Source organism: Xanthomonas sp. NCPPB 3570 (genome assembly GCF_056725115.1).
In genome coordinates, this window is sequence record NZ_CM161513.1 from 1,191,148 (window position 1) to 1,202,301 (window position 11,154).

At 70.0% G+C, this 11,154-nt stretch carries 9 protein-coding genes and 1 pseudogene; 8 read left to right on the forward strand and 2 right to left on the reverse strand.

The features are described from left to right. Nucleotides 1–22: 22 nt before the first annotated feature. The 3 genes and pseudogenes from AC1PLR_RS05330 to AC1PLR_RS05340 all read left to right on the forward strand — a co-directional run. Nucleotides 23–1,408: a DUF763 domain-containing protein gene (locus AC1PLR_RS05330; RefSeq protein WP_481102892.1), complete on the forward strand. Its 1,386-nt coding sequence runs from the start codon at nucleotides 23–25 to the stop codon at nucleotides 1,406–1,408. Nucleotides 1,409–1,782: 374 nt separating this feature from the next. Continuing rightward, the gene (locus AC1PLR_RS05335) at nucleotides 1,783–2,355 is read left to right on the forward strand and encodes a phosphatase PAP2 family protein (RefSeq protein WP_481102893.1); all 573 of its coding nucleotides are present in this window, start codon (nucleotides 1,783–1,785) and stop codon (nucleotides 2,353–2,355) included. A gap of 124 nt (nucleotides 2,356–2,479) precedes the next feature. Continuing rightward, nucleotides 2,480–2,974 (forward strand): annotated as a pseudogene (locus AC1PLR_RS05340) (DUF6496 domain-containing protein); the annotation flags it as partial. A 478-nt stretch (nucleotides 2,975–3,452) separates the two neighbouring features. Here AC1PLR_RS05340 and AC1PLR_RS05345 read toward each other — a convergent pair. Next, the gene (locus AC1PLR_RS05345; protein WP_481102894.1) at nucleotides 3,453–3,803 is read right to left on the reverse strand and encodes a nucleotide pyrophosphohydrolase; all 351 of its coding nucleotides are present in this window, start codon (nucleotides 3,801–3,803) and stop codon (nucleotides 3,453–3,455) included. 180 nt (nucleotides 3,804–3,983) lie between these two features. Between AC1PLR_RS05345 and AC1PLR_RS05350 the strand changes: the two genes are divergently transcribed. The 5 genes from AC1PLR_RS05350 (at nucleotide 3,984) to AC1PLR_RS05370 (ending at nucleotide 8,375) form a co-directional block, all read left to right on the forward strand. Continuing rightward, complete coding sequence (locus AC1PLR_RS05350; protein WP_481102895.1) at nucleotides 3,984–5,147, forward strand: zinc-dependent alcohol dehydrogenase; 1,164 nt, start codon at nucleotides 3,984–3,986, stop codon at nucleotides 5,145–5,147. Between the two features lie 204 nt (nucleotides 5,148–5,351). After that, nucleotides 5,352–6,332, forward strand: coding sequence for an acyl-CoA dehydrogenase (locus tag AC1PLR_RS05355; RefSeq protein ID WP_481102896.1), 981 nt, complete (start codon nucleotides 5,352–5,354; stop codon nucleotides 6,330–6,332). Beyond that, nucleotides 6,320–7,087 (forward strand): PIG-L deacetylase family protein, encoded by a 768-nt coding sequence (locus AC1PLR_RS05360; protein WP_481102897.1) that lies wholly within the window; start codon nucleotides 6,320–6,322, stop codon nucleotides 7,085–7,087. Before AC1PLR_RS05355 ends, AC1PLR_RS05360 begins: the two co-directional genes overlap by 13 nt. Continuing rightward, a complete protein-coding gene (locus AC1PLR_RS05365) occupies nucleotides 7,084–7,680 on the forward strand; it encodes a class I SAM-dependent DNA methyltransferase (RefSeq protein WP_481102898.1) in 597 nt (198 codons plus the stop codon). The genes AC1PLR_RS05360 and AC1PLR_RS05365 overlap by 4 nt, the downstream gene beginning before the upstream one ends. Further along, a complete protein-coding gene (locus tag AC1PLR_RS05370) occupies nucleotides 7,677–8,375 on the forward strand; it encodes a glycosyltransferase family 2 protein (protein ID WP_481102899.1) in 699 nt (232 codons plus the stop codon). The genes AC1PLR_RS05365 and AC1PLR_RS05370 overlap by 4 nt, the downstream gene beginning before the upstream one ends. Nucleotides 8,376–9,008: 633 nt before the next feature. On the opposite strand, the gene AC1PLR_RS05375 is transcribed toward AC1PLR_RS05370, so the two are convergent. After that, a complete protein-coding gene (locus AC1PLR_RS05375) occupies nucleotides 9,009–11,129 on the reverse strand; it encodes a catalase (protein ID WP_481102900.1) in 2,121 nt (706 codons plus the stop codon). Nucleotides 11,130–11,154: the final 25 nt, after the last annotated feature.

The following is an 11,154-nucleotide window of genomic DNA, read 5'->3' on the forward strand; positions in this document are numbered from 1 at the left end:
CACCGCCATTCCCGGAGCCCCCATGAGCCGACGTTCCGGCAGCGCCGATCTGCCCCTGCACGGTGGCCGCGTGCCGCACTGGCTGGGCGCGCGCATGACCCGGCTCGGCGCGGTGATGTGCCAAGCCATCGTGCACAGCTACGGCCGCGACGAACTGCTGCGGCGCCTGGCGCATCCGTTCTGGTTCCAGTCGCTGGGCGCGGTGATGGGCATGGACTGGCATTCCTCCGGCATCACCACCAGCGTGCTGGGCGCGCTCAAGCGCGGCCTGGCGCCGCTGTCCGGCGAACTGGGCATCCACGTGTGCGGCGGCCGCGGACGGCATTCGCGGGCCACGCCGGACGAACTGCTGGCGGTGGGCGAGCGCACCGGCCTGGACGGCGTGGACCTGGCGCGGGTCAGCCGCCTGGTTGCCAAGGTCGACAGTGCCGCGGTGCAGGACGGCTTCGACCTGTACCTGCATGGCTTCATCGTCAGCGACGACGGGCGCTGGGTGGTGGTGCAGCAGGGCATGCACGGCGCACGCAAGCAGGCGCGCCGCTACCACTGGCTGTCGGAAGGCCTGAGCAGTTTCGTCGACGCGCCGCATGCGGCCATCGACGGTCCGCGCCAGGGCCGCATCGTCAATCTTGCCGATCACCGTGCCGCCGCGGCGCGCGCGGCGCAGGTGGACCTGCTGCAGACGCTGGCGCCTGAGCGCATTGCCCGCGAGTACGCCGCGCTGGAGGCCGCGCAGGCGTCGGCACCGGTCGCCGCAGCGCCGGCCCGCACCGCGCAGCCGCGGTGCGACACTGTGCCGGCCGCCGATGCGCTGTTCGCCGAGACCGGCGACCTGTTCGCGCCGGCAGCTGCTGCGCTGCCAGAGCGTCGGCCCGCCGACCTGCCGCATCTGTCGCTGCCCGACCGTCACGACGTGCGCGGCAGCGACGTCGTGGTGCGGCGCCTGCACGGGGCGCTGGCCGCCGCCGCCGAATGCGGCCCGCGCGATTTCCAGGATCTGCTGCAGGTGCCGGGCATCGGTGCGCGCACGGTGCGGGCGCTGGCGCTGGTGGCCGAGGTACTGCACGGTACGCCGTGCCGCTTCAGCGACCCGGCGCGTTTCTCGCTGGCCCACGGCGGCAAGGACCGGCATCCGTTCCCGGTGCCGACGCGGGTCTACGACCACACCATCGGCGTGCTCAAGACCGCGGTCGCGCAGGCCAAGCTGGGCCGCGAGGAGAAGCTGGAGGCGATCCGCCGCCTGGACGCGCAGGCGCGCCTGCTCGAAGCGACCGCGCATGGCCCGTCGGTGGAGGACTACATCGCCGAGGAGCGCGCGCAGTCGCATGCCTATGGCGGGCGCAGCGTGTTCGGCTGGGAGCCGGCGCCGCAGGCTGCTGCAGAGAGGCGCGCCGCACGCGCCACCTGAGAGGCACGTGCGGCGGGTTGCTTGCGTCGCGCGCGAACGGATCCGGGATGTCGTGCAGAAGCGGCGTCCGGGCGACTGTGATGATTGCGATACGTGCTGTAGGAGCGGCTTCAGCCGCGATGGGGTTCCCTGTAAAGCCCGTCGCGGCTGAAGCCGCTCCTACGAGGGGCTGGCTGCGGCTCGGGAAGCCGCCGGGACGCGCATTGCGATGCGGCGGCTGGATCAGGGGTCGCGCTTGTCGTCGCCACGCTTGCACCTCCGTCGCGCGCTGCGCACCGCGCTCCTCACGCTTCCTGGATCGCCCGTATCATGGCGGCCGCGGCGCAGTGCGTCGGTGCTCCCAAACGACGCGTACGCCGAAGGACGTTTTTAGCATGTGGTCTGCCATCAGCAACTTCGGCGACGCGGCGATGACGCTGCCGCTCGCGCTCGCCTGCGCCCTGTGGCTGGCGCTCGGTGGTGGCGGTTGGCGCGCCGCCGGCACCTGGCTGGGCCTGCTGGCGACCGCCGCGGCGCTGGTGGGAGCGACCAAGATCCTCTACGCCGGCTGCGGCGTGGAATTGCGCGCGCTGCAGTTCCGGGTGATCAGCGGGCACACCATGCTTGCCGCCTGCGTGTGGCCGATGGCGTGCATGCTGTGCCTGCGGGCGCGCCCACGCCCGCGGCTGGCGGTCGCCTGCGGGTTCGCCATCGCCAGCGTGATCGCCATCGCCCGCGTCTATGCACGTGCGCACAGCCTGTCCGAGGTTGCGGTCGGCGTGGTCGTCGGGGCCGCGACCACCGCCTGCTATCTGCAGTGGCGCGGTGCGCCGCAGTTGCCCGCGCGCCTGCGCGTGTACGCCATCGCGTCGGTGCTGTCGGTCTGTGCGCTGATGTACGGACGCCACGCGCCGATCCAGCACGCCATCCAGACCTACTCGCCGGCGCTGTGCGGCCGCGATGGCTGATCGCGGCGTCGCTGGCGTGCAGGCATGTGCACGCGCGCTTCGCCTGTCGTATGCCTGCTCTTGACCTGGGCGTTGCTACACCCGGAAGCGATGGCCGTCATGGCCGCTTTCAGGAGACGTCGCGATGCCGGAGCAATCCACCACCACCCGTGCGCGCCGCGCCAAGCGCGAAGGCAAGGCCGGCACCACCCAGGCCGGCGAATTCGTGCGCGAGGAGATCGACCGCGTGCGCGAGGGCAAGACCGAGGTGAAGTCGACCAAGCAGGCGATCGCCATCGGCCTGTCCAAGGCGCGGCGCGCCGGGGTCAAGACCGGTGCGTCGAAGACCGCGTCGAAAGCCACCAAGAAGAAGGTTGCGCAGGAAGAGGCCAAGGGCGGCAAGCAGGGCAAGCCGTCGCCGGCGCGCTCGCGCGGTGCCAAGAAGGCACTCAAGACCGCCAGCAAGGGCACGACCGCGCGCAAGACCGTCGGCAGCGAGGCGCTGTCGACGCAGACCAAGCGCGCAGCGAAGAAGCGTAGCGCCAGCAGCCGCTCGGCCGCGGCGAAGAAGGCTGCGCAAACCAAGGGTGCGACGGTGCGCAAGGCCGCAGCCAAGAAGGCGGCGCAGACGCGGGCCAAGAAGTCCGGTACGCGTACGTTCGCTGCAAAGAAGAGCACGGCCAAGTCCGCCTCGGCGAGGAAGACGACGGCCAGGAAGGCCGCGAGCAAGACGGCTTCGGCAAAGAAGACCGCAACAAAAAAAGCTGCGACGAAAAAGACCGCATCCAAGAAGTCGACGGCCAGGAAAACGCCGGCGAAGAAGAGCGCCACGCGTGCGAGCAGCAAGCGTGCCAGCAAGACGTCGTCCGCGCGCAAGGGCAGTACGCGGTAACAAGGCTTAGCTGCCGCATGCTGCGCCATAGCGCATGGTGGGCATCCCTGATCGCTCAGGAACTTCCACTGTAGGAGCGGCTTCAGCCGCGACGGGCTTTACCCGGAAACGCCCGTCGCGGCTGAAGCCGCTCCTACGAGGTAAGCTGCAATCGGCTTGTCGCGCAAGCCGGCGATTAGAGGGGGCTTGCTGCTGCATCGTCGCGCGGCAGCCGCCTCGTGCTCCCCTATAGCTCGGTGTACTTGGTGATGCGCCCCTTGGCTAGCTCCACCGGATACTTGACGGCGTTGGCCAGCATCTTGCGTTGCGCGGCCTCGATCGGATCGATCTGCAGCTTGTCGCACAACTGCACCAGATACAGCAGCACGTCGGCGATCTCGCTACCGACCTGCTGCTTTTTTTCTTCAGAAAGCTGGCGGCTCTGCGCATCGTCCAGCCATTGGAAATGCTCCAGCAGCTCCGCCGCTTCCACCGAGAGCGCCGCGGCGAGATTGCGCGGACTGTGGAACTGACCCCAGTCGCGGGCGTCGGCGAAGGCGCGCTGGGCGGCTTGCAGGTCGTGGAGGCTGTCGGGCATGGGCGTCGGCTCGCAGTGGGGGACGGCGCATGGTAATGCAGCGGCCGCGCATGCACGCAGGGCATTGCCCGCAAGGCGCGCGCCGCGGTCGCGACGTCGGACTCACGGCATGGTCACCGACGTTGCACGGCATCGACGGCAACACTGCAGTCACGTGTTCGCAGACGAAAGGAACTACCCATGCAAGCTCTGACCTATCACGGCACCCGGGACGTGCGCGTGGAAACCGTTCCCGACCCGGTGCTGGTCGAGACCGACGACATCATCCTGCGCGTCACCGCCACCGCGATCTGCGGTTCGGACCTGCATCTGTACCGCGGCAAGATTCCCGACCTGCACACCGGCGACGTGCTCGGGCATGAGTTCATGGGCGTGGTGGAGGAGGTCGGCCCGGACGTGCAGCGGGTGAAGAAGGGCGACCGCGTGGTGATCCCGTTCGTGATCGCCTGCGGCGAGTGCTTCCATTGCCGCCTGACCGAGTACGCCGCCTGCGAGACCACCAATACCGGCAAGGGCGCAGCGCTGAACCAGAAGGGCATCCGCCCACCGGCGGCCCTGTTCGGCTACAGCCATCTGTACGGCGGCGTGGCCGGCGGCCAGGCCGAATACGTGCGCGTGCCCAAAGCCAATGTCGGCCCGCTGGTGGTGCCGGACGTGCTGCATGACGAACAGGTGCTGTTCCTCTCCGACATCCTGCCCACCGGCTATCAGGCCGCAGTGAATGCGGGCGTGCGTCAGGGCAGCACGGTGGCGATCTTCGGCGCCGGCCCGGTCGGGCTGATGACCGCGGCCTGCTGCCGCATGCTCGGCGCCGAGCGCATCTTCATGGTCGACCGCTACCCGTATCGGCTGGACTTCGCCCAGCGCACCTACGGGGTGATCCCGCTGAACTTCGAGGAGATCGACGACCCGGCCGACATCATCGTCGGCCAGACCGACGGCCGCGGCGTGGACGCCAGCGTCGATGCGGTGGGCTTCGAGGCCAAGGGCAGCACCGTGGAAACGGTCATGGCCACGCTGAAGCTGGAAGGCAGCAGCGGCACCGCATTGCGCCAGTGCATCGCCGCCACGCGCCGCGGCGGCACCGTCAGCGTGCCGGGCGTGTACGCCGGTTTCATCCATGGCTTCCTGTTCGGCGACGCCTTCGACAAGGGGCTGAGTTTCAAGATGGGCCAGACCCACGTGCAGCGTTTCATGCCCGAACTGCTGGAGCACATTGGCGAGGGCCGGCTGCGCCCGAACGAGATCATCACCCATCGCCTGAGCCTGGCCGAGGCCGCGCAGGGCTATTCGATCTTCGACAAGAAAGAGCAGGACTGCCGCAAGGTGATCCTGACGCCGTAAGCCCGCGCCACGCCCTCGCACACCGCATCGGTAGGCGAGGGCAACGCGTTGGCGATGAATGCTTCATGCGTGTGCACATCGCTGTGCGATGCGCACACGCTGCGTGCGCATGCAGGCTGTTGTGATTCACGCCACCTTTCACCTCGGACGCTCCGCATTGCAGCTTTCGGCAGCTTGCTTGGCGCCTTCGCACAGAGGATCCGCTTGACCGAACTGCGTTCCCCCATCGCCCTTGGCGATGTCGATGACCTACACGGTGCCGCGCTGCATGCGTTGGCACGCTACCCACGCTTGCCGCTGCCTGGCGGCGGTGACACCCTGGACCGCTGGCGGATCCTGGCCGAGATCGCCGCGGTCGACGTGTGCCTTGCCAAGGTGCTGGAAGCGCATTACGACGCGCAGGCGATCCTCGCCGAACTGGGCGCGCCGGCACCGCCGCCCGGGCAGCTGTTCGCCGTATGGGCTGCAGAGGCGCCGGACGCGCGCCTGGCCTACCGTGGCGATGCGCAGCGCGGCGAGGTGCTTGGCCGCAAGGCCTGGTGTTCCGGCGCCGGCATCGTCGACCAGGCGCTCGTCACCGCGCACGACGCGGAGCGGCAGCAGTTGGTGCAGGTGCAACTGCGCCAGCCCGGCATCGCCATCGATGCGCAGGCCTGGGCCGCGGTCGGCATGGCCCGCGTGGTCAGCGGGCCGGTGACCTTCGATGCGGTGCCGGCGCTGGCGATCGGCGCGCCGGGGCAGTATCTGCAACGGCCTGGGTTCTGGCATGGCGGCGCCGGGATCGCCGCTTGTTGGTATGGAGCCGCCAGCGTGGTGGCCGAGCGCCTGCGCGCACATCCCAAGCTGCAGCGCGATGCGCATGCGGCAATGCACCTGGGCGTGATCGACCAGCAGCTCGGTGCCGCGCGCGCGTTGCTGCGCGAACTGGCGACCGCCATCGATGCCGCGCCCGAGCAGGCGCATCGGCACGCGGTGGTCCTGGTGCGTTCGTTCGTGGAACGCGCCGCCACCGATGTGCTCGATCGCGTCGGACGCGCGCTCGGCCCGGCGCCGCTGTGCAGCGACCGCGAACACGCCATGCGCTGCGCGGATCTGGCGGTATTCGTGCGGCAGAGCCATGCCGAGCACGACTGGGCTGCACTCGGCCAGGCGCTGGGCGAGCAGGTGCGGCCATGGCGGCTGTGAGCGTGCCGCAGCCGCAGATCCATGGCGACGGCACGCCGGAGTCGGCGTGGCAGCGTTCGTCCTGGCTGGCCGCGTTGCCGCAGCGACCGATCGAGGACCTGATCGCGGGCGCCGCGCGGTTGCTGGTGGTGTCGCCGCATCCGGACGATGAAGCGCTGGGCTGTGGCGGCGCGATCGCCTGTGCGCGCCGGTTGCGCATCCCCGTGCAACTGATTGCGGTGACCGACGGCGAAGCCTGCTATCCGCACGATCCGTACTGGACGCCGCAGCGCCTGCGCACAGTGCGGCGCGCCGAACTCGCCGCGGCCATGGGCCGCCTGGGCGCCGATCCTGCCGCGATCTGTCACCTGGGTCTGGGCGACGGCCAGGTCGGCGCGCAGGAGACGGTGCTGGCCGAACGCCTGCATGCGCAGTTGCGCGCGGGCGACCTGGTGCTGACCACCTGGCACCGCGATGGCCATCCCGACCATGAGGCCAGTGCACGTGCGGTGCGGCAGGCCGTCGCCGCCGCCGACGCACGGCTGCTCGAGTTCCCGGTCTGGGCCTGGCATTGGCTGCAGGCCGACACCGCGCCGCAGGCCCTGCGCGGCGCCGTCCGCTATGCCTTGAACGATGCCGACTGGCAGGCCAAGCAGGACGCGCTGCAGTGCTTCGCCTCGCAGCTGGGTACCGCGCAACCAACGGTGCCGGCGCCGATCCTGCCGCCGCAGGTCCTGCAACGGTTCGCACGCCGCTTCGAGGTCTTTGTCGCATGAGTTCGGTCCAGGCCTATTTCGGCGCCCTCTACCGCGACGACGATCCGTTCGGCTATCGCGAGCGCTGGTACGAAGCGCGCAAACGCGCGCTGCTGCTGGCCAGCCTGCCGCGTGCGCGCTTCGCGCGTGCCTGGGAGGTCGGCTGCTCCAACGGCGAACTGACTGCGGCGCTGGCGCCGCGCTGTGATGCGCTGCTGGCCACCGACCTCTCCGAGCGCGCGGTGGCCCTGGCCGCGCAGCGCAATGCCGCCACGGCGCACGTGCAGGTGCAACAGGCCGAGCATCCGCGCACCTGGCCGCCGGGCCGTTTCGACCTGATCGTGTTCAGCGAGGTCGGCTACTACCTGCCGTTGCCGCAGTTGCAGGAATGCGCGCAGCGCCTGCGCGCCTCGTTGAGCGAGCAGGGCGTGCTGGTTGCCTGCCACTGGCTGCACCCGTTCGCCGAGGCCTGCATGGACGGGCGCGCGGTGCACGCCTGCCTGGCGCAGCGCCTGGAGCTGCCGCGGCTGTTGCGCTACGAGGACGAGGACGTGGTGCTCGACGCCTGGAGCGCCACGCCGTATTCGGTGGCCGCGGCGGAGCGCCTGCGGTGATCGCGGTGCTGATCCCGGCGCACAACGAGGAGGCGCTGATCGGCGCCTGCCTGCGCTCGGTGGCGCATGCGGCGCGATGCGCGGGCCTGCGCGGCGAGGCGGTGCAGGTGTTCGTCGCCCTGGACCGCTGCAGCGACGGTACGGCCGGCATCGTCGCCGCGCATGGCGCGCACGCCATTGCGCTGCAGAGCGGCAATGTCGGCAGCGCGCGGGCGGCGGCGGCGCAGGCGGCGCTGGCTGCCGGCGCGCGTTGGCTGGCCTGTACCGATGCGGACTCGGTGGTGCCGGCGAACTGGCTGTCGGCCCAGTTGGACTGCGCCAGCGATGCGTTCTGCGGCATCGTCACGGTGAACGACTGGGCCGACTACGACACCACGTTGCGCGAGGCGTACCTGGCCGGCGAGTGCCATGAGGACGACCACCCGCACGTGCATGGCGCCAACCTCGGCGTCAGCGCCGAGCTGTACCGGCGCTGCGGCGGCTTCCTGCCGCTGGCCGCGCACGAGGACGTGGCGCTGGTGGAGGCGCTGGTGTGCGCGCAGGCGCGGATCGCGCGGCGCGCGCAGCCGGCGGTGGTCACCAGCGCGCGGCGGGTGGCGCGTGCCTGCGGTGGCTTCAGCGACTATCTCAAGCAGATGGAACGCCGCCTGGCCGACGCGTTGCTGCCGGCGGCCGACGGCGACGTGCTGGCCTGAGCGCGCGCGCCGGTTCATGCGGGCATCGGGACAGGTGATGGGCGCGGGTCGCGTGGCGGGCCGACCAGAGCGGCGGTCGGGTGCCGCGGGGCCTTGATGCCTTGCGGTGGTGCCGCAGTGCAGCATCTTCGCTGTGTTGGTGCTTCCCGGACCATGGCCGTCGGCCGGTGCGGCTGGGCCTGTTGGACGCCTGTCAGCCGTCCGTCGTCGACACGTGAAAATTTCACACCCGCTTCACCTCGGGTGGTTGTAGACACGCCGCCCCCGAGTTCGGGATAAGTTTTTGCCGCCGCGCCCGCCGACCGGCCGTGCAGAAGCCGCTCGCTCGCTTCTTGTCAAGCCTGTGACAGTCCTTTTTCTTCTGAATCAATCACTTGCTTGTCTGGGCAAGGTGAGGGCGGCCGTGCCCCGTTGTCCACAGGGGGTGTGGATGACTTCTGCATAAAGGTGTGGATAACACCGACGCCGGCCCGTGACACAACAGTGTCAAGAGGGGTGGCGAAAAATTGACCAGGCTTTTTTTGGGGCGCCGCGGGGGCGTCCTGGAGGGGGCGCTTCCCCCCTCCTTGGTGCCATCGCCCTGGCGCCACACCCATGCGGCGCCAGGGCGGACCCGTCTGGCCTGGCCCGGGCTTAGGCGAGCAGGCGCAGCTTCGGCTCGCGGCTCCACTGGCGGGTCTTGGCCGCGGTCACGAAGCCCTTGCTGTCGCCGGCCTCGACCACGCCGGCATCCTTCTGCACGTTGCCGGCCTTCAGCAGCGGCTGCGCGCCGGCGTCGGCGGCGATGGCCTTGAGGTGGGCGAAGGCGTTGCTGACGAAGTCGATGGCCGCCGACTCCTTGCTCAGCCGCTTGCCGGCCTCGGCCGACAGCACCACCGCCACCGCGTCGAACACGAACGACGGCGTGCCGGCCAACTGGCCGTCGGCGGCCAGCCGCTTGCCGTCGCTGAGGATGGCGCCGCCCAGCTTGGGCGCGACGATCTTGACCGCGGCACCGGCGTCGGTGGCGGCCTTGCGCAGGTCGCGCACCAGTTTCGCGTCCGAGCCCTCGTCGATCAGGATGCCGATCGCGCGGCCCTGCAGGGTCGGCTTCATGCGGCCGATGAGCTGCAGCGCCGGCGACAGCGGCATGTCCTGCGGCGCGACCGCGGCCGGTGGTGCCGGCGGCAATTTGTCCATGCCCAGGCCGTCGGCGACGCGTTGCGCCAGCTTGGGATCGATGTGGCGCAAATGCCCGACCACCGTCTCACGCACGTGCGCGGTGTCGACCTTGGACAGCTCGAACACCAGCGCCGAGGCCACATGCGCCTGCTCCGGCTGCGTCTGGCTACGGTAGAACAGCCGCGCCTGGCTGTAGTGGTCGGCGAAGCTCTCGGCGCGCACGCGGCCCTTGGCGCCATCGTCGGGCTGGGTGCGGTGGCTGACGAAGCCGCGCGCGGTCTCGCGCGGGCTGTCGGCCTGCAGCGAGCTGGGTTCGTAGGCGACGCGGCCTTTGGGCACGCCCATCTGCATGTGGCCGTCGCGCTGCATGTTGGCGAACGGGCACTTCGGCGCGTTGATCGGCAACTGGTGGAAGTTGGGCCCGCCCAGGCGGCTGAGCTGCGTGTCCAGGTACGAGAACAGGCGGCCCTGCAGCAGCGGGTCGTTGGAGAAATCGATGCCGGGCACGATGTTGGCCGGGCAGTACGCCACCTGCTCGGTCTCGGCGAAGAAGTTGTCCGGCCAGCGGTCCAGCACCATGCGCCCGACGATCTGCAGCGGCACCAGCTCTTCGGGGATCAGCTTGGTGGCGTCGAGATGGTCGAACGGGAAGGCGTCGGCCTGTTCCTCGGTGAACAGTTGCACGCCCAGTTCCCACTCCGGGAAATCGCCGCGCTGGATCGCCTCGAACAGGTCGCGGCGGTGGAAGTCCGGATCGGCGCCGGCCAGCTTCACCGCCTCGTCCCAGATCGTGGACTGCAGGCCGAGCTTGGGCCGCCAGTGGAACTTGACGAAAGTGCTGCGCCCTTCCGCGTCGAGCAGGCGGAAGCTGTGGATGCCGAAGCCTTCCATCATGCGCAGCGAGCGCGGGATGGTGCGGTCGCTCATCGCCCACATGATCATGTGCAGCGATTCGGGCATCAGCGAGACGAAGTCCCAGAACGTGTCGTGCGCGCTGGCCGCCTGCGGGAAGCCACGGTCCGGTTCCATCTTCACCGAGTGGATCAGGTCGGGGAACTTCAGCGCGTCCTGGATGAAGAACACCGGGATGTTGTTGCCGACCAGATCCCAGTTGCCTTCCTTGGTGTAGAACTTGACCGCGAAGCCGCGCACGTCGCGCGGCGTGTCCACCGAGCCGGCGCCGCCGGCGACGGTGGAGAAGCGGGTGAACACCGGGGTCTTCACCCCGACCTCGGTGAGCAGCTTGGCGGTGGTGTACTTGGCCAGCGAGGCGGTCAGCTCGAAGTAGCCGTGCGCGGCGCTGCCGCGCGCGTGCACGATGCGCTCGGGAATGCGCTCGTGGTCGAAGTGGGTGATCTTCTCGCGCAGGATGAAGTCTTCCAGCAACGTCGGCCCGCGCGGCGTGGCGCGCAGCGAGTTCTGGTTGTCGGCGACCGGAATGCCCTGGTTGGTGGTCAGCGGCGGATGCGTGCCGCCGGCCTGCTGGTGCAGTTCGTCGCCGTGGCCGCGCTGGTCGGCAGGGGCGGCGGTGGAGGTGGGAGCGGGGGCGGTGGACGATGCGGAATCGCTGGGCGTGCGCTTGCGGCTGGCCATGGAAGATCGCTCCGGGAGGCGACGG